The organism is Streptomyces pluripotens (assembly GCF_000802245.2).
GTDB classification, from domain to species: Bacteria; Actinomycetota; Actinomycetes; order Streptomycetales; family Streptomycetaceae; genus Streptomyces; species Streptomyces pluripotens.
The window spans coordinates 1,365,813-1,391,267 of the sequence record NZ_CP021080.1 but is presented as its reverse complement, the minus strand read 5'-3'; the positions used below and the strand labels follow the sequence as shown (position 1 = coordinate 1,391,267).

Sequence of the window (25,455 nt, the reverse complement as noted above, 5' to 3'; positions counted from 1 at the left end):
GATGGTCGGACAAGTGTGCGTTTTTCCGGGTGGGTGGGCCGCCGGGCGCGCACGTGCGTCGGGCGTCACCCCGGCGCCGCTACCAGATCCCCGGCCGCCAGCGGGTCCGGGCCGCAGTCGTCGGTCGGACCCGGCAGTAGCCGGTGCAGCGCACCGGTCGCGCCTTCTGGTGCCACCCCGTCGTGCGCCAGGGCGAGCAGCACGTGCTTCTGCGAGGCCGCCTCTCCTGCACGGGCATCAGCGTTCGCCACGTCGCTCGTGGTGGGTTCCCGCCGATCCGGCTCCGCGAGGACCCCCGGGCGGCGAACGCCGTGTCCGCCTCCCCCTCGCAGCGCAGGGAAGACCACAGTGGGTCGGCGGCGCCGGGAGCGGCCTGCGGATGCACGGCAGCCGTGCTCAGCAGCGCCTCGCCCAGGGCCGTTTTGGCGCGGTCGGCGCCGCGCAGCACGACGAAGGCGAGGGCGGCCCGCGGATACCGAGCACGGTGCTCGAAGGGGTGCAAGGTCTTCGGGCCCGCTTGCACAGGACCGGGTGCCGCAGCACGTCCTCCCGGCGCGCGCGAATGGGCCCGCCAGTCATCTTCCGCGTACCGTCCCGTGGCCTGCCGGTCCGGTGCCGCGTGCCGTCAGCAAGCACCGCACCAGCGCCCGTACGGTCGTCTCGAACAGCCGCTCCGTGTCCACCGGGCGGGCCAGCGCGCGGGCCAACGCCGGGTCGTCCCCGGCCGTTCCGGCGCGCCACAACTCCGCCTCGCCGGGGTTCTGCGCCGGGGCCCGCTCGCGATTGCGCTCAACCAGGACATGCCCTACGACCTGGAACTGTACGGCCCGGACGAACTCGGCGGCCCGTGCGCCGCGCAGTCCGGCCGCGTGCGCTTCGCGCACCAGCGCCTGCTGAGCGGGCAGGAACATCCGCTCGGTCAGGCCGCGTTCGTGCACCAGGGCCACCAGGTGCGGGTGACCGCGCAGCTGGCGGCGTAGGGAGCTGGCGATGGAGACCACACGGTGCTCGGGCGTGCGCCCGGACGGCCGGATCTCACCGAGACCGGTCATGGTCCGCTCCACGAGGGCGTCGAGCAGCGCTTCCCGCCCTCCGACATGCCAGTAGATCGACGTTACGGCGGTGCCCAGCTCGGCCGCCAGCCTGCGCATGGTGAGAGCCGCCGGTCCGTGCCTTCGTACCAGTTCCGCGGCGGCGTCCAGCACGCTCTCCCGGGTCAGTGTGACCCTTGCCCTGCTCGGCATGATCCCCAACTCCCTCCAGTACGCGTCTCTTTACCCGGCGCCAGGTCTGCTGTAACTGTGTTACAGGTGACGGCCCGTCAGGAGAAAGGCGGTACGGCGTATGGCACGCGTACGGTACGGCGCACGGACCGAGCGGGAGATCGCCGCCACGCGCACCGCGAGCACACGGCTCCCCGGGATCTGGTCCACCGCCACGGTGGCCGTCTGGGAGACTGCCCCGGACGCGGTCGCGGCGGTGCTGCCACCGCCCCTGAAGCCCACCGGCAGTCCGCTCGTCAGGGTGACCGTCAGCAAGGTCGACCTGCCCGGACACCCACTCGGCGCCGGCTCGGTCGCGGTCGCGGCCGTCCACGGCACGGTTGAGGGGTGGTACCCGCTGGTCATGCCGATGACCAGCGAACGGGCCCTCACCGGCGGTCGGGAGGTCTTCGGGGAGCCCAAGAAGCTGGGCGAGGTCACCGTCGAGCGCGACGGGCTCGTCGTGCGCGCGTCGATGGCGCGGCACGGCATCGCCTTCGTGGAGATCCGGGGCACGGTGAGCGGTGAACTGCCCCTCCCGGAGCCGGCCAGCAAGACCGACTTCTACTTCAAGTGCCTTCCCGCCGTGAACGGTTCCGGCTTCGACGCCGACCCCGTTCTCGTGCACTGCGTGCGCAGGGAAACGGCGCGCCGGCTGGAGCGGATCACCGGAGAGGTCGTCCTGCGCGAGTCGGTCTACGACCCTGTCGCCGACCTTCCGGTGCTGCGGCTGCGCGACATCACCTTCGGCGAGAAGACCAGCGACCAGAGCGGTCGGGTCGTCGAACGCGTCGAGGCCCAGGCCCTGCTTCCTTACCTCCACCAGCGCTACGACGACCCGCTCCAGGTCCTCGACGCACCGCCGGAAGGAGGCCGCTGATGGATCTGCGGGCAGGGCAGGTCGCCGTCGTCACCGGGGCGGCGAGCGGGATCGGACTCGCGATGGCACGGCGGTTCGCGGCCGAGGGACTGAAGGTCGTCCTCGCGGACATCGAGGCGGGCGCGCTGGAGCGGGCCGCCGCCGGCCTGCGCGCCGAGGGCGCAGAGGTGCTCGCGCGGGTGGTTGACGTCGGCGTACGCGACCAGGTCGGGCAACTGGCCGAGTCGGCGTACGAGGCGTACGGCGCCGTGCACGTCCTGTGCAACAACGCCGGAGTCGGCTCCGGGGCCGAGGGACGCATGTGGGAGCACGAACCGAACGACTGGCAATGGGCCTTCGCCGTCAACGTGTGGGGTGTCTTCCACGGCATCCAGGCCTTCGTGCCGAGGATGATCGAATCCGGTCAACCCGGTCATGTCGTCAACACGTCCTCCGGTGACGGCGGTATCGCCCCGCTGCCCACCGCCTCCGTATACGCGGTGACCAAGGCGGCCGTCGTCACCATGACCGAGTCCCTGTACGCCCATCTGAGGGCCGAGCACGCCCGCGTCGGCGCCTCGGTGCTCTTCCCAGGGCCGCACATGCTCCGCACCGGCCTGTGGGAGTCGCACCGCAACCGTCCCACGCGCTACGCCAAAGAGCGCCCGCGCAGGACGCCGTACCGCAGCCTCGGCCAGTGGGAGGCGGCGATGCGGGAGGCCGGCCGGGAGGTCCGCTTCACCTCCGTGGAGGAGGTCGCCGAACTCGTCGTGACGGGCGTCCGCGCCGACCGTTTCTGGCTGCTGCCCCCGAGCGCGCACAGCGACGACCTGATCCGCGCGCGGGCGCGCTCGATGCTGGACCGGGCGAATCCGTCGTATCTGGAGCACTTCATCCTCGACTGAGAGGAGGCCGTGGTGACCGGCCGGGACGATCCGTATCTGATCATCTCCTCCGACTGTCATGCCGGGCTGCCCACCGAGCGGTACCGGCCCTACCTGGAGGCCCGGTTCCATCGGGACTTCGACGAGTTCCTCGCGGGCCGCGACCGGCGCCGCGAGGAGATGACCCGCCTCGGCATCCGCAACGCGGAGTTCGCCGACCGGTGGTTCCACGACCACGCGGAGGGACTGCGCGGTGGCTGGGACGTGGCGCAGCGGCTGAAGGAGCTGGACGGGGACGGGGTGGCCGCCGAGGTGGTCTTCCCCGATGCCGACGCCGTGGACAGTCGGACCGCCGCACCCTTCGGCGTGGGCCTCGGCCTGTCCGGCGATCAGGATCCCGAGCTGGGCATGGCCGGCGCGCAGGCGCACAACCGCTGGCTGGCGGAGTTCGTCTCCGAGCGCCCCGAGCGCCACTGCGGGGTCGCCATGCTGCCGGTCACGGCCCCCGTGGACCGGGTGGTGGCCGAGATCCACCGGGCGAAGGAGTCGGGCCTCGGCGCTCTGATGATCCCGTGCAGATGGGCCGGTGGCGAGCCGTACCACGACCGCCGCTACGACCCCGTGTGGGCGGCGGCGGCCGAGTGCCGCATGCCGGTCCTCACCCACTCCGGCGCCGCCCCGCGCCACGAATACGGCGACCACCTCGGCATCTACGTCTCCGAGGTCACCTGGTGGCCAGCCCGACCACTGTGGTTCCTGCTTTGGTCCGGCGTCTTCGAACGTCACCCGGGGCTGCGCTTCGGGGTCGCGGAGTCGGGCTGCTGGTGGCTGCCGAACCTGCTCTGGTTCATGGACCGCCTCTACCTCGGGGCGCACGGCGGAAAGAAGCTCTCCCCGTTCGAGGAGTTGAAGCGCCCCCCGCACGCATACCTGGACCGGCAGGTGTTCATCTGCGCCACCAACACCAAGCGGCGTGAACTGGCCCAACGCTACGAGATCGGCGTCGACAACATCCTGTGGGGCAGCGACTTCCCGCACCCGGAGGGCACCTGGCCGGACACACGCGCCTGGCTGCGCCGCACCTTCCACGACATCCCGGTCACCGAGACCCGCCGCATGCTCGGCCTCGCCGCGGCCGAGGTCTTCGGCTTCGACACCGACGGGCTCGCACCCCTGGCCCGCCGCATCGGCCCCACCCCCGCCGATCTCGGCCAGCCGGCCGGCCAGGCCGCCGTGGAGGCGTCCTGGGCGCGCTCGCGCGAGACGGGCCGGCACTGGCTGACGGGCCATGACTTCCCGGTGCTGGGAGTGACCTCATGAGCGACGACAGGTACACCGTCATCTCCGCCGACTGTCACGCCGGCGCCGACCTCCTCGACTACAAGCCGTACCTGGAGAAGCGTCACTACGACGACTTCGACGTCTGGGCGGCCACCTACGTCAACCCCCACGAGGACCTGCTCGCCGACTCCGCCGACCGGAACTGGAACTCGGACCGGCGTCTGGCGGAGCTGGAGGCGGACGGGATCGTCGCGGAGGTGATCTTCCCGAACACCATCCCGCCGTTCTTCCCGTCCGGCTCGCTCATGGCCCCACCCCCGAACGCCGGGGACTTCGAGCGGCGCTGGGCGGGCCTGCGCGCACACAACCGCTGGCTCGCGGACTTCTGCGCGGCCGCACCGGGCCGCCGGGCAGGCGTCTTCCAGATCCTTCTGGGGGATGTCGAGGAGGCGGTCAAGGAGATCCGCTGGGCCGCGTCGGCAGGCCTCAGGGGCGGGCTGATGCTGCCCGGCACCCCGCCTGGTTCGGGCCTGCCCGAACTGTACTCACGGACGTACGACCCGATCTGGGCGGTCTGCGCCGAACTCGGCGTGCCCGTCAACCACCACGCCGGTTCGGCTTCCCCGCCGCTCGGCGAGGAGCCGGCCGCCCGTGCGGTCTTCATGGTGGAGACGACCTGGTTCTCCCACCGCGTCCTGTGGCACCTGGCGTTCGGCGGCGTCTTCCACCGCCACCCGGAGCTGAAGCTGGTCCTGACCGAGCAGGGTTCCGGCTGGATCCCCGGAGTGCTGGACATGCTGGACTACTACCACGGCCGCCTGGCGGACGCGGCCACGCAGGAGTCCGGGACCGCCACCGCCGAGGCCAGGTTCGGCGTCGGACTGGCCGCCGGCGTGGGCGCACCGCCGTCCGGGGTCTGGCGGGACCACTGCTTCGTCGGAGCCAGCTTCATGCGCCCCCACGAGGTTCCGCTGCGTGAGCGCATCGGCGTCGACAAGATCATGTGGGGCAGCGACTACCCGCACGACGAGGGCACCTTCCCGTACACCCGCGAGGCCCTGCGGTTCGCCTACGCGGACGTACCGCGCGCGGAGGCAGCGGCCATGCTCGGCGGCAACGCGGCCCGTGTCTACGGCTTCGACCTCGGTCTTCTGGACCCCATCGCGGCGAAGGTGGGCCCGACGGTGGCGGAGATCGCCGAGCCGCTGGCACAGCCACCTGCCGACGCGACCAGCCCGGTGTTCGCACGGGGAGCGTCGGTGCGGGTGTGGTGACGCCGGACGCGGACCCGTCAGGTTGGCAGCGACGGCCGCAGCGACGCCCAGGGAGCGTCGGTGCGGCGCAGCCACCCCCGGGGATGGGATCCTCCTTCCTGTGACCGAACCCACCCACGAAGAGGCCCACACCGGCGCGCTCGGCTCACGGCTGAACTGGCTCCGGGCCGCCGTGCTGGGTGCCAACGACGGCATCGTCTCCACCGCCGGAATCGTCGTCGGTGTGGCCGGTGCGACCGGAGACCGGTCCGCATTGCTCACGGCCGGACTGGCCGGCCTGCTCGCCGGCTCGATGTCCATGGCAGCCGGCGAGTACGTCTCCGTCTCCACCCAGCGCGACTCCGAGCTGGCCGCGCTGGCTCTGGAGAAACGGGAACTGCGCGATCAGCCGGACGCCGAACTGGAGGAGCTGACCGGGCTGCTGGAGGAGCGCGGCCTGTCCCGCGCAGTGGCCCGCGACGCCGCCGAGCAACTCACCGCGCGGGACCCGCTACAGGCCCACGCGCGCGTGGAACTCGGCATCAACCCGGACGAACTGGCCAACCCCTGGCACGCGGCCTGGGCGAGTTTCCTGGCCTTCACCGCGGGTGCACTACTGCCCCTGCTGGCCATCGTCCTGCCGCCGGCCGACTGGCGGCTGACGGTCACCGTGGTCTGCGTGCTGGGCGCCCTCGTCCTCACCGGGTGGACCAGCGCCCGCCTCGGTGCTGCGGCCCCGAGACGGGCGGTGCTGCGCAACGTGGCGGGCGGCGCGCTCGCGATGGGGGTCACCTACGGGGCGGGGAGCCTGCTGGGAGCAGCCGGGGTGTGATGCGCGCGCGGACCACAGGCACGTGGCCCGCACCGGCGGCGTACGGTGGAACGCGCTCCCACCCGAGCCTCGTACGACCCCGTGCGAACCCGCACGATCACACACCCGAAGGATCCTCGCCATGCGCGCCACCACCATCCACGCCCCCTACGACATGCGGGTGGAGGACGTGCCCGAGCCTGCGGTGCAACTGCCCACCGATGCCGTGGTGCGCGTGCTGCGCGCCTGCATCTGCGGCAGTGACCTGTGGGCGTACCGGGGCGACGCCGTCCGGCAGCCGGGTCAGCGCATCGGCCATGAGTTCCTCGGCGTCGTCGAGGAGACCGGCCCCGAGGTGCGCACCGTCCGCCGCGGCGACCTGGTGGTCGCGCCCTTCAAGTGGTCCGACGGTGTCTGCGACTACTGCCGTGAGGGGCTGACGACCTCCTGTGAGCACGGTGGCTTCTGGGGTTCCGTCGGTCACGACGGCGGCCAGGGCGAAGCCGTGCGCGTACCGTTCGCCGACGGCACGCTCGTCCAGCTCCCCAAGGAAGCGGCCTCCGACGAAGGCCTGCTGTCCGCCCTGGTGACCCTCTCCGACGTCCTTGGCACCGGCCACCACGCCGCCCTCGGCGCGGGCGTCCGCCCCGGTGCCACGGTTGCCGTCGTCGGCGACGGCGCGGTCGGCCTGTGTGCGGTGCTGGCGGCCGGGCGGCTGGGCGCCGAGCGGATCATCGCCCTGGGCCGGCACCAGACCCGCACCGACATAGCCCGCCGTTTCGGCGCCGCCGATGTGGTGCCTGAGCGCGGGGACGCGGCCGTCGAGGCCGTCCGGGAACTCACCCGTGGGCAGGGCGCGCATGCGGTCATCGAGGCGGTCGGCACCGAGCAGTCCATGCGGACGGCCGTCAACATCACCCGTGACGGTGGCGCGATCGGCTTCGTGGGCGTGCCCCACGGCAGCGGCACCGGCCTGGACCTCGGGGTCATGTTCGGGCGGAACATCGCGCTGCGCGGCGGTGTCGCCCCCGTCCGTGCCTACATCCCCGACCTGTTGCCCGATGTCCTCGACGGCACGATCGACCCCTCGCCGGTGTTCGACATGACCGTCGGCGTCGAGGATGTCCCCGAGGGCTACAAGGCGATGGACGAGCGCACCGCGCTCAAGGTTCTCGTCGTCAACGACTCGTGACGCCAGGGCGCGAATCCGGCTGATCGGCAGCAACGGTGCCGGGACGATGACGGGGACCGCGGTCACTGCCCCAGGGCGGTCGCCCCGGCCGGCGCGGGTGCACACACGGCTGGTACCACATCGGCCACGTCGGGCGTTGCCGACACGGGGTGTCGCTCCGGACGAGCTGCCCCCAGGTGCGGCGGCAGCTCGTCCGGGGCATCCGCAGGCCGTGAGGAGCCCGCCGGCTGGGGGCGCAGGCGTCCGCGGAGCGGACCGTCCCTGTGGCGCCGCGGGTTCCGAACGTCTCACCACCAGCTGGCCGGGTCCGAGCCCCAGGGCACCGGAGGCCGGGCCCAGTTGGCCGGTCCGCCCGCGAAGGACAGCGGTGGCAGGGCGTGACGCAGCCGGCCGAGGGTACTGTCCGTCTCGGCGAGCCACGCCTCTGGTCCCGTGTGCTGGGCGCCCGTGGCCGGAGCGGGCCGGATGCCGTCCATCAGCCAGTGGGCGGTCCGCGCGAGCGCCAGTTCCACGCACCGGCCGTGCCCGTCGTACGACTGCTCGGTCAGCGCCCGCAGCACGGCCGCCGCCAGCAGGTAGCCGGTGCCGTGGTCGAGGGCCTGCGCGGGCAGCGCGCCGGGCCGGCCGTCCGAGCCTTCGGTCGCCGCGATGCCGGTCGCGACCTGCACGAGGCTGTCGAAACCGCGCCGCCCGCCCCAGGGCCCGTACCCGCCCCACGCCGAAACCTGCGCCACCACCAGGCCCGGCCGCCGTGCGATCAGGGCCTGCGGGGAGAGCCCGAACCGGTCGAGGGCACCCGGCCGGTAGCCGGTGATCACGACGTCCGCCGAGGCGAGTAGCTCCTCGAAGGCCGTTCCGCAGGCGGCGAGGTCGAGGACCGCCGACCGTTTCCCGAAGCCGGTGTCGGCGTGCAGGTCCGGCAGTTCGAGCAGGTGCGGGGCGTCCACCCGGAGCACGTCGGCACCGAGCAGGGCGAGGGTGCGGGTGGCGACGGGGCCGGCGAGGACCCGGGTCAGGTCGAGGACGCGGACTCCGGAGGCGGGTAGTAGGGCGTCGGCCGGACCGAGCGGGGGAAGTACACGAGCGCGGGTCGAGTCCAGCCGTGCGCGTTCGGCCAGCGGCCGGGCGGCCACCTCGGCGGCCTGCCCGTGGGCCTGCCACTCCTCGGGGGTGCGCAGGGCCACGGCGAGACCGCCGGCGCCGTAGACCGCCTCCTCGATTTCCAGTGCCGGGCGTTCGGCGAACCGTTCGGCTGCCGCCCCCACGGAGGCGCCCTCGGGTAGACCCAGCGCACCGAGCAGTCGGGCGCGGTGATGGGGGTAGTTGGCGTGGGTGCGTACCCAGCCGTCGGCCGCCGGCCAGAACCGGGACAGAGGTGCGAAGACCGTCGGTGCGCGCCCGCTGACCCGCAGCAGGCGCTCGCTGTGGAAGGCGGTCGCGACCGCGCCGTCGTCGAGCCGGACGGCGGGCACCTCGGCGAGGCCGGCTCGACGGGCCGCGAGTTCGGCGGCGGCCAGCGCACACGTTCCGACGCACGCACGTGCCAGCTGCTGCACGGGAAGACGGGCGGTGAGGGCGCCCGTGCGTTCGACCGTCGTCACACGGGAGACGAGGGCGGGGTCGCCGCCCAGTGCAGTCCACGCGAAAGCGATGTCTGTCATGACTGCACTATGCATTATTGATTCAATCAACTTATGGCCCGGTCGGGTTCGCAGGGCGCCGCTGTCGGCGGGACCGCGCCCCGCGGACCCGGCTGGACCCGCCGGTCGGGCTGCACCGACGGGCGGCCGGGGGCGTGCCCGGCCGCCCACCCGGGCCCGGGCCTACCTGGTCACCGCTGCCAGTGCATCAGCCGTTCCCCAGCCGTAGAAGCCGTTGTAGTTCTTCGGCCCCTCGCACACCGCGTCGACCTTGCCGTCGCCGTTGATGTCGTAGGGGTCCGTGCACGGTGTGGCGTCGGCCTCCGCATACAGCAGCGCTTTCACCAGGGCTGCCGGGGCATGCGGATGAGTTGATTTGATCAATGCGGCAACCCCGGCGACATGCGGCGCGGCCATCGACGTACCCGCCATGTACCCCCATTTGCCTCCCGGCAGCGGCCCCAGGATGAGTCCGCTGGTCGCCGGGGGCTGCGGCTTCTGATAGGCCGTGGTGTCGCCGCCGGGGGCGGCGATGTCGATCACTCCGAGGCCGTAGTTGGAGAAGGACGACTTCAACCCCTGGGCGCCGGTGGCCGCGACCGTCACGACGCCCGGCAGCTGGGCCGGTGCGTCGTAGCACTCGCGCGGGTCGATCACCCGGTCCGACGGGGTGCCGTCGTTCGGGGAGACCGGATCGGTGATCGAGCCGGACGCGAGGTCGTACCTCTCGTTGCCCGCCGCCGCGACGTTGACCGTGCCCTTCCTCTCCGCATACCGCGAGGCCCGGGTGATGGCGTCGACGAGTGCCTTCTGGTCCGGGTCGCCCAGGCAGTTGAAGTACCACGGGTCGGTGTAGTAGCTGTTGTTGGTCACGTCGACGTGATGCCCGGCGGCCCACATGAAGCCGCAGACCACGGCCTCCGTGTAGAAGTACCCGTTCGGGTCGGCGACCTTGATCCCGGCCACCCTGACGCCCGGTGCCACACCCGTGATGCCCACGCCGTTCTTCGCGGCCGCGATCTCCCCCGCCACGTGCGTGCCGTGCGGGCTCTCCGAGGCACTCGGCCGCCAGGCACCATAGGTCGTGTCCGGTTTGCCCGATACGCAGTTGACTGAGGCCGCGCGGTCGAAGTTGGGTGCGATGTCCGGGTGGGTGTCGTCCACGCCGGTGTCGATGACCGCGACCGTGACGTTCCGGCTGCCCAACGTCTTCTCGTGCGCCTTGTCGGCCTTGATGGCAGGCAGGTCCCACTGCAGCGGCTCCAGCGGGTCCTGACCGGCTGGGGCCTCGGCGGCGGCGACCTGCTGGGCGCTCAGTACCTTTGGGGCGTCCACGCCGGTGGTGGACCCGGCGGGCAGCGGCGAGTGCCGTGTGGCGCCGGCCGACTCCACTCCGCGTACGGCACGGATCTCCTCGGCGAAGCCGGGGTTGGCCGAGTGGACGACGATCACGCCGATCCGGTCGTACGCCATCACCACCGCCCCCCCGGCCCGGGCGATCGCTTGTCGGACGCGCGTCGGGACACCGTGCCCCTGGCGGACGTTGACGACATAACTGAGCGCGGGCCCGTCGGCGGAGACCGCCGGGGTGTGGTCCGCGGCGGCGGCGGTGACGCCGGGCAGTAACGCGAGCGCCGTCGCCAGGACCATCCCGACCGGGACGGCGAGGGCGCGGCGGTAGCGCAGCTTGGGCGCGGTCATGGGTCAGTTCTCTCCAGTTCGTTCGCGGTGCAAGCACGCGGTGCGGGACATACCGGAAGAGTGCCGTTCACCTGACGGCGGGCCGACCTACCGGACGGCGCGCAGCGCATCGACGATGCCGAAGCCGTAGAAGCCGTTGACGCGCTTCCCGCCTTTGCAGGTCGCGTCCACCACGCCGTCGCCGTTGCCGTCGTAGGGTTTGCTCGGGCACCCCGGGTTGTCCGCCTCGGCCTTCAGCAGGGCCTGCAACTGGGCGGGCGTAGCGTGTGGATGGGCCGATTTCAGCAGCGCGGCCACCGCGGCCACGTGCGGCGCCGCCATCGAGGTGCCCTGCAGGAAGCCGTACCGGTTGTTCGGCAGGGTGGACAGGATGCGCCCGTTCTTCGACGGGGTGTCCGGGATCTGGTACTTGTCGCCGCCCGGCCCCGCCACGTCCACCACGCCCCGGCCGTAGCTGGAGTAGTAGGACTTGGTGCCGTTGACGCCGACCGCGCTCACGGTCACCACACCGGGCAGCTGGGTCGGTATGTCGTAGCACTCGTGCGGGTCGACCGTCCGGGTTCGCGCCGAGGTGTCGTCCGGACTGGAGTCGTCCACCAGCGCGTCCGAATCCAGGTCGTCGTTGGAGTTGCCCGCCGAGGCGACGTTGAGCGTGCCTCTGCGCTGGGCGTACGACTGGGCCCTGTTGACCGCGTCGACGATGGCGCGCTGGTCGGGGTCGTCCATGCAGTTGTACAGCCACGGGTCGACGTAGTAGCTGTTGTTGGTGATGTCGATGCCGTGATCGGCGGCGAACACGAAGGCACAGACCACGCTCTCCGGGTAGAACAGCTGCGTAGAGTCCGGCTGGGCCACCGTGATGCTCGCGACCTGCACTCCCGGTGCCACACCGGCCACGCCTATGCCGTTGCGGGCCGCGGCTATCTCACCAGCCACATGGGTGCCGTGGTAGTGGTCGGCGTCCACCGGCCGCCAGGCGCCATAGGTCGTGTCCGCCTTGCCGCTCACGCAGTTCGCCGACTGGGAAGCGGAGAAGTTCGGGGCGATGTCCGGGTGGGTGTCGTCCACGCCCGTGTCGATCACACCGACCGTCACGCTCCTGCTGCCGGGATTGATCCGTGCGGCCCGGTCGGCACCGATCGCGCGCAGGTCCCACTGGTCCGCCTCCAGTGGCTCCTCGCCCGGCGCCGCGCTGCGGGTGAGCCTCGCGGCCTGCGCCTTGGACAGGACCTGCACTGCGCCCTCGTCCGTCGTCCCCGTCGCACTCAGCGGCGCGGTACGCGTGGCCCCCGCCGACTGCACCCCGCGCACGGCACGCATCCGTACCCCGAAATCCGGGTTCGCGGAATGCACGACGAACACGCCAATCTTGGCGTAACTGGCCACGACCGTACCGCCGTTGCGCCTGATCGCCCGCCGTACCGAGGTGCTCGTGCGAGGGTCCGTCCGGGTATTGACCAGGTAGGCGAGGTTTGGGCCGTCCGCCGCCCGTGCCGATGTGGCCGCCGCCCGTGCCGTCGAGGCCGTGGCGGGCGCCGCCGCCGATGCCGCCGCCGGCAGGAAGCCGAGCGAGGCGGTCAGTGACAGCGCGACCGGCACGGCGAGCACGAGCCGACGTCTGGAACGCAGATGAACCATGGGATCTCCACATCATCCGGATACCGAACCGCCCGAGACGCACGTGGTGCTCGGGCAGGTACATGACGAGTGTGCAGGCCGAAGCTATCTTCCGTGCCCGGTCTCCGAAAGAGCCCGACGGACTTGGAGTGCTTCACGCGTGGCGCCGTGACGGCGGACAGGACGCCCAGCAGGATCGTGCCCTCCCCGTGATCACGAAAGGGAGTCGGTCGGTGACTCCCGGTCGCGTGGTCCACGTCCTGCGAGGTCGAAAACGCGCATGTCACTCACACCAGGAGACTCCTTGACCACCGAGACGCCGCCCGCGACGCAGCGGGCCCCCCTTCCCTCCACCGGCGAGTTCTGCGAGGTACAGCGGAGTGTGGAGTTCGGCGAACTGCGCCGCGTCCACCGCTCCTTCGCCTTTCCACTGACCGCCGCCTTCGTCACCTGGTACCTGCTGTACGTCTTGTTGTCCAACTACGCGGGCGGCTTCATGGCCACCAAGGTGGCCGGCAACGTCAACATCGCCCTCGTGCTGGGACTCGCCCAGTTCCTCACCACCTTCCTCATCGCCTGGTGGTACGCGCGGCACGCCGCCGACAAGCTCGACCCCAGGGCCGAGGCCATCAAGTCCCGGATGGAGAGCGCAGAGTGAACATCGCAGCCCACACGCTGCTGGCCGCCGGCGAGGCGAGCGAGCACCGGACGGTGATCGTCACCCTGTTCGCGGTGTTCGTCGCCGCGACGCTCGTCATCACGATCTGGGCAGGCCGTCAGACCAGGAACGCCGCCGACTTCTACGCCGGTGGACGGCAGTTCACCGGCTTCCAGAATGGCCTCGCCGTGTCCGGCGACTACATGTCCGCCGCGTCCTTCCTCGGCATCGCCGGTGCCATCGCCCTCTTCGGCTACGACGGCTTCCTCTACTCCGTCGGCTTCCTGGTCGCCTGGCTCGTTGCGCTGCTCCTGGTTGCCGAGCCGCTGCGCAACTCGGGCCGCTACACCATGGGTGACGTGCTGGCCTACCGGATGCGCCAGCGCCCCGTTCGTACGGCCGCCGGCACCTCCACGATCGTCGTCTCGATCTTCTACCTGCTCGCACAGATGGCGGGCGCAGGCGTCCTCGTCTCGCTGCTGCTCGGCATCACCAGCAAGAGCGGCAAGATCGGCATCGTCGCCCTGGTCGGCGTCCTGATGATCGTGTACGTCACCGTCGGTGGTATGAAGGGCACCACCTGGGTCCAGATGGTCAAGGCGGTCCTGCTGATCGCGGGTGCCCTGCTGCTGACCTTCCTGGTCCTGCTGAAATTCCACTTCAACATCTCGGACCTGCTCGGCAGGGCCGCCGGCAACAGTGGCCGGGGAACTGCGTTTCTGGAGCCCGGTCTGAAGTACGGCGCCACCGGCACCACAAAACTGGACTTCCTCTCGCTCGGCATCGCCCTGGTGCTCGGCACCGCGGGCCTGCCGCACATCCTGATCCGCTTCTACACCGTGCCCACCGCCAAAGCTGCCCGTAAGTCCGTGATCTGGGCGATCGGCCTGATCGGTGTCTTCTACCTGATGACCCTCGCCCTCGGCTTCGGGGCAGCCGCACTGATCAGCCCGGACGAGATCACCGCCTCCAACAAGGCGGGCAACACGGCGGCCCCCCTCCTCGCCCTCCACCTCGGGGGAGTGGACTCCGAGTGGGGCGCCGTCCTGCTCGCCACGATCTCGGCCGTCGCCTTCGCCACGATCCTCGCGGTCGTCGCCGGCCTCACCCTCGCCTCGTCCTCCTCCTTCGCGCACGACATCTACGCGAACGTCATCAAGAAGGGCCAGGCCACCGAGGGACAGGAGCTCGGCGCGGCACGCTGGGCGACGGCCGGCATCGGAGCCGTCTCGATCGTCCTCGGTGCCCTCGCCCGTGACCTGAACGTGGCGGGCCTGGTGGCCCTCGCCTTCGCGGTCGCGGCTTCCGCCAACCTGCCGACCATCCTCTACAGCCTGTTCTGGAAGCGGTTCACCACTTCCGGCGCCCTCTGGTCGATCTACGGCGGCCTGGTCACCGCGGTCGGCCTGGTGCTGTTCTCCCCGGTGGTGTCCGGAAGACCGGCTTCGATGTTCCCGGACGTCGACTTCCACTGGTTCCCGCTGAACAACCCCGGGATCATCTCCATCCCGGTCGGCTTCCTGCTCGGCGCCGTGGGGACCCTGCTGTCGAAGGAGGTCCCGGACCCCGGCAAGTACGCCGAACTGGAGGTGCGGTCCCTGACCGGCACCGGAGCACACTGAGCTCCGTCCGGACGGCCGCGTCGCGAGGGCCTGTACGGTCCTACGACGCGGCCGCGTCGTACCTCGTGGGATCCGGCCGCTGTCGGCGCCGGCGGTCTCACGTAGGCTCGCAGGTGACGGACGACTCACCCGTGGCCGAGAATGAGTGATCGGAAAATGACCGGGAGAGGGAGGGGGCCCACGTGCTCATCGACACCTACGGCCGAGTGGCCACCGATCTGAGGGTCTCGCTGACGGACCGGTGCAATCTGCGCTGCACGTACTGCATGCCCGAAGAGGGACTGCAGTGGCTGGCCAAGCCCGATCTACTCACGGACGACGAGATCGTCCGCCTCATTGACATCGCGGTCCGCCTGCTCGGCATCGAGGAGGTCCGTTTCACCGGCGGCGAGCCACTGCTCCGCCCGGGGTTGGTCGGTATCGTCGAGCGCGTCGCGGCTCTCTCCCCTCGTCCCCAGATGTCCCTCACTACCAATGGCATCGGCCTCAAGCGCACCGCGACCGCGCTCAAGGCGGCCGGCCTGGACCGGGTCAACATCTCTCTGGACACCCTCCGCCCGGACGTCTTCAAGACCCTCACCCGTCGCGACCGTCACGGGGACGTCCTGGAAGGTCTCCGGGCCGCCCGCGAGGCCGGCCTCACCCCGGTCAAGGTCAACTCGGTCCTGATGCCGGGCCTGAACGAAGACGAAGCCCCCGACCTGCTGACCTGGGCTGTCGAACACGACTACGAGCTGCGGTTCATCGAGCAGATGCCCCTGGACGCCCAGCACGGCTGGAAGCGCGAGGGCATGGTCACCGCCGGAGACATCTTGGCCTCCCTGCGTACCCGCTTCGATCTCACCCCCGAGGGCACGGACGAGCGCGGCTCGGCACCGGCGGAGCGCTGGCTGGTGGACGGCGGCCCGCACCGGGTCGGCGTGATCGCCTCGGTCACCCGCCCGTTCTGCGCGGCCTGCGACCGTACCCGCCTCACCGCCGACGGCCAGATACGCACCTGCCTGTTCGCCACCGAGGAGACCGACCTCCGTGCCGCCCTGCGCTCCGGCGCCGCGGATGAGGAGATCGCCGGCATCTGGCGGCTGGCGATGTGGGGGAAGAAGGCGGGCGCGGGCCTGGACGACCCGTCGTTCGTCCAGCCGGACCGGCCCATGTCGGCGATCGGCGGCTGACCGGCCGTCGGCGGCTGACGACGGCCGGGACGTCAGGGCCCTTCCGGTGCCCGCCACTCCGCGAACCTCACCACGTCCTTCAAGAACCCCCGCACGCCGAGGAACTGCGACAGGTGCTCGCGGTGGTCCTCGCACGCGAGCCACGTCTTGCGCCGCTCCGGCGTATGGATCTTCGGATTGTTCCACGCCAGCACCCATCCGGCGTCGGCGGAGCAGCCCTTGGCGGAGCAGATCGGGGTCTCGTCACTCACCGGTTCGTCTCGAGTTCGTCTCACGGAAACAGGCACGAACAAGGCGACGCCGGGCAGCCACGGGGGGAGCTGCCCGGCGTCGGTCCGTCGCTCCGACGGGGGATGCGGAGCGCGTACGCAGTATGTCACGGGTGACCCGCCACCCGGCACCGGAACTTCATGATTGATCTGAGCTTTTCTTGAGCTTGGCGCGTGACCGGTTCGCCCTTCTGCGGCACCTGGTCACGGGCACTTCGGTGGACGTGCTCACCCGTGGTCGGACCGCTTGCCGTGCATCCCGGCAGCGGAATCCGCGGACACGTCTTCCGCTACGGATTCCGCCTGCTCATCCTCCGCCTGCTCCTCCTCGGCCTGCGGTGGCATGATCACCGTACGCATGGGCCTGGTGACGAACGTCGAGGGCAGGGAAGGCGGCTTCTCCCGGCCGGCGTTCGCGATCACCACGGCGACATAGGGGAGGAGCGCACCGAGCACCAGCGCGACGATCGCGACGTACCGCTCGACGTTCCACAGCGAGACCGCGAGGATCACGGACAGGGTGCGGATCGTCATCGAAATGACGTACCGACGCTGCCGACCCCGGACGTCCTCGGCGAGTCCCGTCCGGGCTCCGGTGATCCGGAACACCCGGACGCCATCGCCGTGCTGCTTCCGCATCGCATTCCACCATCCGCCCGCATCGGACACCCACCGGCCCGCACTGCTGTCCACGCCCGGCGAAGAACCGGGCCGGAATCCTTTCCACGGTACGCCGCGGCTGCGCCGCCTTCGAGACCGGGTCCTCCCCTGCCTGCGGTAACACCGTCCGGCCGTGCCGCGTACGGCGGAACCTGACATGCGCCGTACGACGCACCAACCCACACTGTCCGTAATGCTCACGTCGAGTTCGTACGAGGAGGCAGCATGGGCTGGTTGTGGGCGATCATCGTGGGATTCGTGCTGGGCCTCATCGCCAAGGCGATCATCCCGGGCAAGCAGCACAGCCCGCTGTGGCTGACGACCATCTGCGGCATGCTGGGCGCCATCGTGGGCAACGCCGTCGCCCGGGCCTTGGGCGTCGCGGCGACCAGTGGCGTCGACTGGAGCCGTCACCTCTTCCAACTCGTGGCCGCGGTCATCATCGTCGCCGCCGTCGACGCCCTCTACATGGGGACGCTGGGCAAGAAGAAGCTGCAGGCCCGAGCCTGAAGCGGTGCGCAGGGGCGCGGGGCCGTGCCGATGGGCCGCCCGTGCCCCTGCGGCACTACGCGCCGGTGACCTCCACCGCGGCCAGGTTCTTCTTGCCCCGCCGCAGCACCAGCCAGCGGCCGTGCAGCAGGTCCTCCCGCGCCGGAACGGCGTCCTCCGCGGTGACCTTGGCGTTGTTCACGTAGGCCCCGCCTTCCTTCACCGTCCGGCGCGCAGCGGACTTGCTGGCCACCAGGCCGACCTCGGCGAACAGGTCGGTCACCAGACCCGGCTCGGTGACCTGGATATGTGGCACCTCGGACAGCGCGGCTGCCAGCGTCTTCTCGTTCAGCTCCGCCAGCTCGCCCTGACCGAACAGGGCCTTGGACGCGGCGATCACAGCGGCCGTCTGGTCGGCGCCGTGCACCAGCGTCGTCAGCTCCTCGGCGAGCGCCCGCTGGGCGGCCCGGGCCTGCGGACGCTCCTCGGTCTGCCGCTCCAGCTCTTCGATCTCCTCACGGGACCTGAAGCTGAAGATGCGCAGGAACTTCGACACGTCCCGGTCGTCCGCGTTGACCCAGAACTGGTAGAACGCGTAGGGCGTGGTCATCTCGGGGTCCAGCCAGACTGTGCCGGACTCGGTCTTGCCGAACTTGGTGCCGTCTGCCTTGGTGATCAGCGGCGTGCCCAGTGCGTGCACCGCCGCGTCCGGCTCGACCCGGTGGATCAGGTCAGTGCCGGAGGTGAGGTTGCCCCACTGGTCGCTGCCGCCGGTCTGCAGTGTGCAGCCGTGGCGCCGGTACAGCTCCAGGAAGTCCATGCCCTGCAGGATCTGGTAGCTGAACTCGGTGTAGCTGATGCCCGCGTCGGAGTTGAGCCGCCGGGATACGGCCTCCTTGGCGATCATCTTGTTGACCCGGAAGTGCTTGCCCACGTCCCGCAGGAACTCGATGGCCGACAGACCCTGGGTCCAGTCCAGGTTGTTGACCATCACCGCGGCGTTCGGTCCGTCGAAGTGCAGCAGCGGCTCGATCTGGGCCCGCAACCGCCCCACCCAGCCCGCCACGACCTCCGGCGAGTTCAGCGTGCGCTCGGCGGTGGGCTTCGGGTCACCGATCAGGCCCGTGGCTCCCCCGACCAGCGCCAGCGGCCGGTTCCCCGCCTCCTGGATGCGGCGCATCGTCAGGATCTGCACGAGGTTGCCGAGGTGCAGGCTGGGCGCAGTCGGGTCGAAGCCGCAATAGAACGTGACGGGACCGTCCGCGAACGCCTTGCGCAGTGCGTCCTCGTCCGTGGAGAGGGCGATGAGCCCCCGCCACTTCAGCTCGTCGACGATGTCCGTCACGGTTCTCGTGTCTCCTTGGAAGATCTTCGGGTGGTCGGATGACCCGCAGGGCACCCGACCACGAACGCCTACGAGGTTATACGCCCTGGCTGACAGAGCTCATGTTGAAATCGGGGATCCGCAGCGCAGGCATCGCGGCCCGGGTGAACCAGTCGCTCCACTCCCGTGGCAGCGTCTTCTCGGTGCGCCCCGCCTGCGTGGCTCGCCCCAGCAGGCTCACCGGCGACTCGTTGAACCGGAAGTTGTTCACCTGACCGGTCACCTCACCGTTCTCCACGAGGTAGACGCCGTCCCGGGTCAGGCCCGTGAGCAGCAGCGTCGCCGGGTCGACCTCGCGGATGTACCACAGGCAGGTGAGCAGCAGGCAGGGCCCACTGCCGTTCGTGTCCGCGACCATCTCTTCCAGGGAACGGTCGCCACCGCCGTCCAGGACCAGGTTCCCGACCGCCGGAGCGACGGGCAGCCCGGTCAGCGCTGCGCTGTGCCGGGTCGTCGTCAGGTGGCTGAGGACACCCTGGCTGATCCATTCGGTGGCGGGCGTCGGCAGCCCGTTGTCGAACACCGACTGGTCACCCCCGGAGGAATGGGCGATCACGAAGGGCGCGCATTCCAGCCCCGGCTCGTTCGGGTCGCTGCGCAGGGTCAGCGGCAGCTCGCTCAGCCGCTCGCCGACGCGCGTGCCCCCGCCCGGCTTGGAGAACACCGTCCGTCCTTCGGCGGCGTCCCGGCCCGACGCCGACCACAGCTGGTAGATCAGCAGGTCCGCGACGGCCGTCGGCGGCAGCAGTGTCTCGTAGCGGCCGGCGGGCAGCTCCACGCGCCGCTTCGCCCAGCCGAGCCGCACGGCCAGTTCGGCGTCCAGCGCCCCCGGATCGACGTCCTTGAAGTCCCGCGTGGACCGGCCGGCCCACGCCGAGCGCGTGTGATCGTGCGATTTGGCGTTCAACTCCATTGTGCCGGTGGGCTGATCGTGCCTGAGCCGGAGCCCGGTGGACGTGCCCACGTAGGTTGACACCAGCTCGTGGTTGGCGAAGCCGTACAGTTCCCGGCCCCCGGCGCGTGCGCGCGCGAAGGCCTCACCGAGCGCCGGGGCGAAGCTGGTGAACACTGCCGAGGAGGTCTCGTCGGGCGCGTCCGTGAAGTCGGGTGACTCCGGCACACCGCTCACCAGGGGCTGCGCGTCCTCGGCGGGCCCGGCCCCCCGCGCGGCTGCCTCGGCGGCCCGTACCAGCGGCTCCAGTTCCTGCGCGCTGACCGCCGACCGGGACACGACACCGGAGGCAGTGCCTTCGGCGCCGTCCACGGTCGCGATCACGGTGATCGTACGACCCCGCGTCACACCGTTCGTGGTGAGCGCGTTGCCCGCCCAGCGCAGGTTCGCGGTGGAGTGTTCGTCGGCGATGACGACACAGCCGTCGGCCCGGGACAGCGCGAGCGCCTGTTCGACGATCTCGTGCGGCTTGTGGGTGCGGGCGCTCATCGACCGGCCTCCTGAGTCGTGTGGGGACTGTGCTGTGCCGGGGGACGGCCCCCGGATTCCCGGCCGGTCTTCGTGCTGACCCTCATTGACCGGCCTCCTGGGTGGTGTTGAGGATGCTGACGCCCCTGAGGAGGGCGGAGGGACATGGGTGGGACACGGCGGCGACCTGACCGGGTTGGGCCTTGCCGCAGGTGACGGCCCTGCCGGGGCCATGCGTCTGCGGACCGCCCACGGTGGCCGTCGGTCCCCGGAAGCCGGTCGTCGACGCCGGGTGGGGAATGTCCTTCAGCCGCCCGGTGATCTGCCCGTTCTCGATGTCGAGGGAGCGCTGCCCAACGAACCGCACGTTCACCGCAGGGTCAGGGGGCACACCTCTCTGATCGGTGCTTGTGCAGGTCAGGTGGTTCTTCACGGTCTGCTCTCATCCCTGTTCATACGGGTTGAAACCGGACTGTACGGGGTCTGGCGACGCCTTGGTGTCGGTCTCCGGTCCCTGCACCGGGACTACCGGTGCAGGGCCTGGACGCTTGCCTCCAGATCGGATCAGAGATTACCCATCGGCGGTCGGAGCCGGGACGCGGATACAGTGCTGGCCTCAGACCCTCGGGCGGTATGGCAGGGCTCCCGGCCGGAGCGACGAGCGGGGGTCACCGCAAGGCGAAGTCCAAGCCGGCACCTTCCGCCCGTGCGGCGTAGGGCGTACGCCGCACGCAACCGCGACGACCGCTGCCTGTCGTGGGGCAACGACCGGCGGGCCGCGAACCCGTGGGCACTGGACGACAGGATCAAGAACACGCGGTTCGCCTGCTCGGCGGAGGTGCTCAGGCAGCTCGCGGGCATCGTCGTCGGATGGTGGCCGGCGTCCGTGATGCTGGCAACGGCCCTGTGGTTTCAGCCAGCGGGACAAGGAGTTCGGCGGAGCGGACGGGAGCCGTTTGTCCGGGACGTCTTCCTGGACCTCATCACCGGGGCGACGTCCGTCAGTGGCGCTGCTCGTCGTTCTGCACGGGCCAGCGGAGCGCATCCCTGATACGCCACCACAATGTGCGGACGCGCGGGGTTTCAGTGGAGTAGCTGTTGCCGAACCGGACGTTGTCCGCGCCGCGGCCCAAGGGGGTGCCCTCGGGCGAGTAACGCGTGGGGGGTTGTTCGACCATGCGCCTCTCCTACGATTCGGATACCTGGTCCCGCGTCCCTTGCGCAGTTCGTTCTCGGAGCGGGTCTCGGCCCCAGCCGATGCGACTGGTGTAGCCCTGCACGCCAGGCTAGCGGGTGCTGCTGCTGTCGGTTTCCACCAGCCGGTGCCCGGCCGTGGTGGTCAACGCCCCCGGCAGTTGCGCCCGGACTGCCGAAATCCGACCGTCAGTGGCGGTGCCCCGCCCACCCGCCAAGCCGGCGCGGCGGGTAGGGCACGGCCGTGCTTGCAGTACGGTGCCGATCGATCAGCCGCGGCCGGACTCGTCGGCGGTGTTCAGGATGTTCACACTCCGGAACAGCGCGGACGGGCATCCGTGAGACACGGCGGCGACCTGCCCTGGCTGGGCCTTTCCGCAGTTGAAAGCGCCTCCCAGCACGTAGGTCTGGGGGCCTCCGACTGCTTCCATGGAGCCCCAGAACTGGGGGGTGACCCCCTGGTACGCGAAGTCCTTGACCTGTCCCCCCCAAGCGGCCGTTCCGGATCACGTACGCCCGCTGACCCGTGAACTGGAAGTTCACCGCAGGGTCAGGGGGCATACCTCTCTGATCGGCGTTCGTGCAGGTCAGGCGGTTGTTCACGGTCTGCCCTCAATCCCTGTTCATACGGGGTGAAACCGGACTGTACGGGGCCTGGTGATGACCTGGTGTCGACCTTCGGAACCCGCCTCGGGGCTACCTGGGGCGGGTCCCGGAGACTGGCTCCAGATCGGATCAGAGACTACCCATCGGTGGTCCGGACTGGGATGCGGATATCGCCCTGATCTCAGACTCTCCAGCCACATGACAAGGCAGCCTGCGGGAGTGACGAGCGGTGAAGGCTGCCCAGACGGACGGCGGGCGCCGTACGCTCGAATCATGAGTGCCGACATTGGCAAGCGGCTTCAGGACGTACGCAAGCGACGCGGCATGACGCAGCGTCAGCTAGCGAGCGAGTCAGGCGTGTCCCTGTCCTTGATCCGGAAGCTGGAGCAAGAGGAGCGGGCTGACACGCGCCTGGAGACTGCGCGTCGGCTGGCGCAGGCCCTGCGGGTGCCGACGACGAACCTCATTGCTGATCATGAGGGCGATCCCGAGACGGCGCCTGGCGCTGATGATCGTTGGGAAGCTGTCCGGCGTGCGCTCGTGGCGCCGGTACGGGCGGACGGTGCGACGGAAGAGCCGACCGTAGGCGGTGTGCGGGACGCGCTGGAATCAGCCCTGCCGCTCTTCTCCGATGATCGTTTCGCAGAGCTGAGTGTGATCCTTCCGCCCCTGCTGCGGGATGCTGATCTGATCGCGGAGAGTGGCCCGGAGGGGCGGGCCGTACGTGTCCGGCTCTCACAGCTCACAGGCTGGCTGCTCACACAGACTCGACAGTTCGAGGCGGCTGATATCGCGCTGTCCAGGTCGCTGGATGAGTCGTCGGATCGGCTTCAGGCGGCGGCGACGGTGAGCACACAGTGCTGGCTCTTGCTGCGGCGTGGTCGGCTGGCTGAAGCACGGGAGCTGGCAACGCGATGGGCGGATGAGGTCGAGCCTCGTGTTTCGCGGGCGACCCCGGCGGAGCTGAGTGCCTGGGGCTGGCTGCTGCTGCGGGCCTCCGCTGCTGCGATCCGGGACAACCGGCCTGGGGAGGCGGAGGGCGCGTTGCGCTACGCCAACTCGGCGGCGGTCGCGATGGGGCGGGAGTTCGCCCCGCGCGACGACTTCTTGCAGGCGTTCGGACCGGTCACGGTGGCTCTGAAGCGGGCCGAGAATGCCATGATCGTCGATAAGCCTGACCTGGTGCTCAAGCTCTCGAAGCGCATCCCGACCAGCGGCATGCGGCCCACCTCCAACAACCGCAACCGTCACCTCCTGGACGTGGCAGAGGCGCATGCCCGCTCCCGTGACTACGCCAAGACGGTTGAGGTCTTACAAGGGATCCGCGCGGACGCTCCACAGTGGCTGCCTAACCAACGCTACGCGCGGGACATCTTCGGCCGAGTGATCGCGCGTCGGCGCACCCTCACGCAGGAGATGCGGGAGCTGGCTGACGCGATCGGCGTACCGGTGTGACTTGGTGTGGCACTTCGGGCAGGCCCCTCGTCAAAGTGCCATTGAGGTGTGTTCCTGCCGTTACATAGCGTCATATGCATGGCGACCCAAGGTAGAGCAGCAGAGACAGCTGTCCGTGAGCGCATGACCGCGGTCGATGCCGACGCGCGACAGTGGGAGTACACGACCTATGCCCCGGCCGGTGAGACGTGCCCGGCATGCGGTGTGCCGATCAAGACCCTTGAGAGCTGCCGCCGGGGGATGCTGGCTCGCCGGGACTCGTCTCCGATCGTGGCGTACTGGCACACGGCTTGCGCGCCGAGGGAGGCGGGGCAGTGATCCCCTTGGAGATCTACAAGAGCAGCAAGAAGGCCGCTGCTGACGCGCATGAGGTGCTGTGTCAGGCACTGCTGGCGATCGGGATTCCGAAGCGGGATCTTGGCTGGCTGGCTCCGCGTGTTGCGCCGGACGGGCGTCCGATGGTGGCCTTGGGGACGTGGAACGCTGACGTGGTGCAGAAGGTAGCGGCGCATCTGATGGCGTCGCCTGCGCACGTTCAGACGGCGTCGGACGGCCGTGTCGTGACCGATCACCCCTGCGTGAGTCGCGAGGAATAGACCCCGGCTCGCTGAGGACGGCGAATCAAGCTCAGCGAGTCGGCTGCCCCGTCTGTGCGTTTCCCCCCGGCGCATGGGCGGGGCTCTCTGCTGTCTGGGCCTGTGGTGAGGTGATGGCGCGCTTTGGGCGGGCCGTCGGCCCCAGCCCGAGAGGGTGAACATCAGCCTCGTCCCTCCGGAGCGGGGCCGAATCGCCCGATGCCGCGCGGGACGGGCTCTTGGGTTGGCTGGTGTGGGTGTCGTGGGCCTGGTCGGTGGCTGAGCTGCTGGAGGCCGTGAGCCTCGGGCCACAGTCCATGCGATCGGCGCGGGCAAGGTGGGTCGTGCTGGAGCTGCGCACCTCTCCGGGTCGCCTGGTGTGCGCCGGGGCGGCGGCGCCCCGGCGGCGCGCCGAAGGCGCGCCTGGAAAAGGAATTACCAGAGCGTCTACGACAACCACTACGGGCCCTTCTTCGGAAACAAGCCCATCGGCAGTGTCACGCCGACAATCATCCTGGAATGGGAGGCGGACCAGAAGGAACGCGGCTACAAGGAAACCGGAATCAACGGACGTAAGAACGTCCTCTCATCCGTCTTCAACTACGCGGTAGCAGCCGAGATCATCGGCCGCAATCCGTGTAGGAAAGCGAACCCCCGTAGGCGCTCGGGTCAGCAAGTAACCCCGGTCACCGACGAAGACATCCCGACGATGGAAGAGGTTTTTGGGGATCATCGCGGAGGCTCCAAAGCTGATCCGCGCTGGCTTCTGGGCCATGGCGGGTTGCGGGACACGTCCGGGAGAGTCTCTGGCGCTGTCCGATGAGTCCATGGAATGGGAGCGCAGCATCCTCGCCGTGGACCACCAAGTGTCGGCTTACGGCTGCCAGGAAATCTCTGGATACCGGCGCGGCGTGAAGCGGGGCACGAAGCATCGCGCCTTCGAACAGGCGCGGAAGACTCCGGTACCCGAGTCAATCAACGAGATCTTCAACGATCACATCGACGCCTTCGGGACGTGGGGAGATCGGGGCTGGTTCTTCGAATCTCCTCGGCTGAATGATCGCCACCCGTCGTATGACTGGTTCCTGGATCAGTTCAAGGCGGCGGCCAAGCTGGCCGGGACTCCGCAGTACACCCCGAAGAGCTTCCGGCACTTCTTCGTCTCGGAGGCCATCCACGCTCAGATCCCGCTCTTCGAGGTGGCGTCATGGGTCGGGCACCGCACCACTCGGACCACGGAACTGGTGTACGGCCACCTCGTCCGCCGGGCCATGGACCGGGGTGCCCGCACCATGCACAACCGTCTGGGGCTGAAGCTGGAGCCCTTCAAGGGCCTCATCGTCCCGCCCTCGCTGACGCCCTCTGAGTACGACATCGAGGACTGGGACGACGTGGCGTAGGTGGTTCGCTGTGATCACGTGTCGACCCGGTGCAGACTTCGGGCCGGATCG

24 protein-coding genes and 2 pseudogenes are annotated in these 25,455 nt (G+C 70.1%); 14 read left to right on the top strand and 12 right to left on the bottom strand.

Annotated features, from left to right (window positions below; all coding sequences use genetic code 11):
• Positions 1 to 65: 65 nt before the first annotated feature.
• Together LK06_RS06115 and LK06_RS06110 are read right to left on the bottom strand one after the other, a co-directional pair.
• Entirely contained in the window at positions 66 to 251 is a 186-nt protein-coding gene (locus LK06_RS06115) for a hypothetical protein (RefSeq protein ID WP_039655285.1), read from the bottom strand.
• A gap of 324 nt (positions 252 to 575) precedes the next feature.
• Positions 576 to 1,244 (bottom strand): TetR/AcrR family transcriptional regulator, encoded by a 669-nt coding sequence (locus tag LK06_RS06110; protein ID WP_039655284.1) that lies wholly within the window; start codon positions 1,242 to 1,244, stop codon positions 576 to 578.
• A 100-nt stretch (positions 1,245 to 1,344) separates the two neighbouring features.
• Between LK06_RS06110 and LK06_RS06105 the strand changes: the two genes are divergently transcribed.
• The 6 genes from LK06_RS06105 to LK06_RS06080 all read left to right on the top strand — a co-directional run bounded on the left by LK06_RS06105 (position 1,345) and on the right by LK06_RS06080 (position 7,542).
• Complete coding sequence (locus LK06_RS06105; RefSeq protein WP_043433416.1) at positions 1,345 to 2,142, top strand: acetoacetate decarboxylase family protein; 798 nt, start codon at positions 1,345 to 1,347, stop codon at positions 2,140 to 2,142.
• Positions 2,142 to 3,026, top strand: coding sequence for an SDR family NAD(P)-dependent oxidoreductase (locus LK06_RS06100; RefSeq protein ID WP_039655282.1), 885 nt, complete (start codon positions 2,142 to 2,144; stop codon positions 3,024 to 3,026). The genes LK06_RS06105 and LK06_RS06100 overlap by 1 nt, the downstream gene beginning before the upstream one ends.
• 12 nt (positions 3,027 to 3,038) lie before the next feature.
• On the top strand, positions 3,039 to 4,325 hold the full coding sequence (locus tag LK06_RS06095) for an amidohydrolase family protein (protein ID WP_039655281.1): 1,287 nt from the start codon (positions 3,039 to 3,041) through the stop codon (positions 4,323 to 4,325).
• Positions 4,322 to 5,560 (top strand): amidohydrolase family protein, encoded by a 1,239-nt coding sequence (locus LK06_RS06090; protein ID WP_039655280.1) that lies wholly within the window; start codon positions 4,322 to 4,324, stop codon positions 5,558 to 5,560. Before LK06_RS06095 ends, LK06_RS06090 begins: the two co-directional genes overlap by 4 nt.
• A gap of 100 nt (positions 5,561 to 5,660) precedes the next feature.
• Positions 5,661 to 6,371, top strand: a complete 711-nt coding sequence (locus tag LK06_RS06085) for a VIT1/CCC1 transporter family protein (protein ID WP_039655279.1) — start codon at positions 5,661 to 5,663, stop codon at positions 6,369 to 6,371.
• A gap of 121 nt (positions 6,372 to 6,492) precedes the next feature.
• Entirely contained in the window at positions 6,493 to 7,542 is a 1,050-nt protein-coding gene (locus LK06_RS06080; RefSeq protein ID WP_043433414.1) for a zinc-dependent alcohol dehydrogenase family protein, read from the top strand.
• Between the two features lie 287 nt (positions 7,543 to 7,829).
• On the opposite strand, the gene LK06_RS06075 is transcribed toward LK06_RS06080, so the two are convergent.
• From LK06_RS06075 to LK06_RS06065, 3 genes are all read right to left on the bottom strand, one after another.
• Positions 7,830 to 9,203 (bottom strand): CoA transferase, encoded by a 1,374-nt coding sequence (locus LK06_RS06075; RefSeq protein WP_039655277.1) that lies wholly within the window; start codon positions 9,201 to 9,203, stop codon positions 7,830 to 7,832.
• A 162-nt stretch (positions 9,204 to 9,365) separates the two neighbouring features.
• Positions 9,366 to 10,883, bottom strand: coding sequence for a S8 family serine peptidase (locus tag LK06_RS06070; protein WP_043433412.1), 1,518 nt, complete (start codon positions 10,881 to 10,883; stop codon positions 9,366 to 9,368).
• An 87-nt stretch (positions 10,884 to 10,970) separates the two neighbouring features.
• Entirely contained in the window at positions 10,971 to 12,521 is a 1,551-nt protein-coding gene (locus tag LK06_RS06065) for a S8 family peptidase (RefSeq protein ID WP_039655275.1), read from the bottom strand.
• A 283-nt stretch (positions 12,522 to 12,804) separates the two neighbouring features.
• Between LK06_RS06065 and LK06_RS06060 the strand changes: the two genes are divergently transcribed.
• From LK06_RS06060 to moaA, 3 genes are all read left to right on the top strand, one after another.
• Positions 12,805 to 13,158, top strand: coding sequence for a DUF485 domain-containing protein (locus tag LK06_RS06060; RefSeq protein WP_039655274.1), 354 nt, complete (start codon positions 12,805 to 12,807; stop codon positions 13,156 to 13,158).
• On the top strand, positions 13,155 to 14,780 hold the full coding sequence (locus tag LK06_RS06055) for a solute symporter family protein (protein WP_039655273.1): 1,626 nt from the start codon (positions 13,155 to 13,157) through the stop codon (positions 14,778 to 14,780). The genes LK06_RS06060 and LK06_RS06055 overlap by 4 nt, the downstream gene beginning before the upstream one ends.
• A 182-nt stretch (positions 14,781 to 14,962) precedes the next feature.
• Positions 14,963 to 15,952, top strand: coding sequence for a GTP 3',8-cyclase MoaA (gene moaA / locus LK06_RS06050; protein ID WP_039655272.1), 990 nt, complete (start codon positions 14,963 to 14,965; stop codon positions 15,950 to 15,952).
• Positions 15,953 to 15,984: 32 nt separating this feature from the next.
• Here moaA and LK06_RS06045 read toward each other — a convergent pair whose 3' ends face one another.
• Positions 15,985 to 16,203, bottom strand: a complete 219-nt coding sequence (locus LK06_RS06045; RefSeq protein WP_039655271.1) for a hypothetical protein — start codon at positions 16,201 to 16,203, stop codon at positions 15,985 to 15,987.
• Between the two features lie 246 nt (positions 16,204 to 16,449).
• Positions 16,450 to 16,860, bottom strand: coding sequence for a DUF3099 domain-containing protein (locus tag LK06_RS06040; protein WP_039655270.1), 411 nt, complete (start codon positions 16,858 to 16,860; stop codon positions 16,450 to 16,452).
• A gap of 246 nt (positions 16,861 to 17,106) precedes the next feature.
• Here LK06_RS06040 and LK06_RS06035 point away from each other — a divergent pair, with 246 nt between their 5' ends.
• Positions 17,107 to 17,391, top strand: a complete 285-nt coding sequence (locus LK06_RS06035) for a GlsB/YeaQ/YmgE family stress response membrane protein (protein ID WP_039655269.1) — start codon at positions 17,107 to 17,109, stop codon at positions 17,389 to 17,391.
• Positions 17,392 to 17,446: 55 nt separating this feature from the next.
• Here the strand turns inward: LK06_RS06035 and tyrS are convergent, their stop codons facing one another.
• The 5 genes and pseudogenes from tyrS to LK06_RS06015 form a co-directional block, all read right to left on the bottom strand.
• Positions 17,447 to 18,715 (bottom strand): tyrosine--tRNA ligase, encoded by a 1,269-nt coding sequence (tyrS, locus tag LK06_RS06030; protein ID WP_039655268.1) that lies wholly within the window; start codon positions 18,713 to 18,715, stop codon positions 17,447 to 17,449.
• Positions 18,716 to 18,791: 76 nt separating this feature from the next.
• Positions 18,792 to 20,195 (bottom strand): metallopeptidase TldD-related protein, encoded by a 1,404-nt coding sequence (locus tag LK06_RS06025; protein ID WP_043408792.1) that lies wholly within the window; start codon positions 20,193 to 20,195, stop codon positions 18,792 to 18,794.
• A gap of 82 nt (positions 20,196 to 20,277) precedes the next feature.
• Positions 20,278 to 20,544 (bottom strand): annotated as a pseudogene (locus LK06_RS06020) (TldD/PmbA family protein); the annotation flags it as partial.
• A 631-nt stretch (positions 20,545 to 21,175) separates the two neighbouring features.
• Entirely contained in the window at positions 21,176 to 21,352 is a 177-nt protein-coding gene (locus LK06_RS33050; RefSeq protein ID WP_159025195.1) for a hypothetical protein, read from the bottom strand.
• Positions 21,353 to 21,637: 285 nt separating this feature from the next.
• Positions 21,638 to 21,908 (bottom strand): annotated as a pseudogene (locus LK06_RS06015) (metallopeptidase TldD-related protein); the annotation flags it as partial.
• A 339-nt stretch (positions 21,909 to 22,247) separates the two neighbouring features.
• Here LK06_RS06015 and LK06_RS06010 point away from each other — a divergent pair.
• From LK06_RS06010 to LK06_RS05995, 4 genes are all read left to right on the top strand, one after another.
• Positions 22,248 to 23,429, top strand: coding sequence for a helix-turn-helix domain-containing protein (locus tag LK06_RS06010; protein WP_043408798.1), 1,182 nt, complete (start codon positions 22,248 to 22,250; stop codon positions 23,427 to 23,429).
• 314 nt (positions 23,430 to 23,743) lie between these two features.
• The gene (locus tag LK06_RS06000) at positions 23,744 to 24,025 is read left to right on the top strand and encodes a hypothetical protein (RefSeq protein WP_039655263.1); all 282 of its coding nucleotides are present in this window, start codon (positions 23,744 to 23,746) and stop codon (positions 24,023 to 24,025) included.
• Between the two features lie 358 nt (positions 24,026 to 24,383).
• Positions 24,384 to 24,827, top strand: a complete 444-nt coding sequence (locus LK06_RS33665; protein WP_167747926.1) for a hypothetical protein — start codon at positions 24,384 to 24,386, stop codon at positions 24,825 to 24,827.
• Positions 24,778 to 25,404 carry a tyrosine-type recombinase/integrase gene (locus LK06_RS05995; protein ID WP_234367585.1) on the top strand — a complete coding sequence of 209 codons (627 nt, stop codon included), beginning with the start codon at positions 24,778 to 24,780 and terminating at the stop codon, positions 25,402 to 25,404. Before LK06_RS33665 ends, LK06_RS05995 begins: the two co-directional genes overlap by 50 nt.
• The last annotated feature ends 51 nt before the right edge of the window (positions 25,405 to 25,455 follow it).

Coding starts and splice junctions, on each gene's coding strand:
- LK06_RS06075 (WP_039655277.1), bottom strand. CDS start 9,203: ATGACAGACATCGCTTTCGCGTGGACTGCACTGGGCGGCGACCCCGCC.
- LK06_RS05995 (WP_234367585.1), top strand. CDS start 24,778: ATGGCGGGTTGCGGGACACGTCCGGGAGAGTCTCTGGCGCTGTCCGAT.
- LK06_RS06010 (WP_043408798.1), top strand. CDS start 22,248: ATGAGTGCCGACATTGGCAAGCGGCTTCAGGACGTACGCAAGCGACGC.
- LK06_RS06100 (WP_039655282.1), top strand. CDS start 2,142: ATGGATCTGCGGGCAGGGCAGGTCGCCGTCGTCACCGGGGCGGCGAGC.
- LK06_RS33050 (WP_159025195.1), bottom strand. CDS start 21,352: ATGGTCGAACAACCCCCCACGCGTTACTCGCCCGAGGGCACCCCCTTG.
- LK06_RS06035 (WP_039655269.1), top strand. CDS start 17,107: ATGGGCTGGTTGTGGGCGATCATCGTGGGATTCGTGCTGGGCCTCATC.
- LK06_RS06110 (WP_039655284.1), bottom strand. CDS start 1,244: ATGCCGAGCAGGGCAAGGGTCACACTGACCCGGGAGAGCGTGCTGGAC.
- LK06_RS06080 (WP_043433414.1), top strand. CDS start 6,493: ATGCGCGCCACCACCATCCACGCCCCCTACGACATGCGGGTGGAGGAC.
- LK06_RS06025 (WP_043408792.1), bottom strand. CDS start 20,195: ATGAGCGCCCGCACCCACAAGCCGCACGAGATCGTCGAACAGGCGCTC.
- LK06_RS06105 (WP_043433416.1), top strand. CDS start 1,345: ATGGCACGCGTACGGTACGGCGCACGGACCGAGCGGGAGATCGCCGCC.
- LK06_RS06040 (WP_039655270.1), bottom strand. CDS start 16,860: ATGCGGAAGCAGCACGGCGATGGCGTCCGGGTGTTCCGGATCACCGGA.
- LK06_RS06070 (WP_043433412.1), bottom strand. CDS start 10,883: ATGACCGCGCCCAAGCTGCGCTACCGCCGCGCCCTCGCCGTCCCGGTC.
- LK06_RS06065 (WP_039655275.1), bottom strand. CDS start 12,521: ATGGTTCATCTGCGTTCCAGACGTCGGCTCGTGCTCGCCGTGCCGGTC.
- LK06_RS06090 (WP_039655280.1), top strand. CDS start 4,322: ATGAGCGACGACAGGTACACCGTCATCTCCGCCGACTGTCACGCCGGC.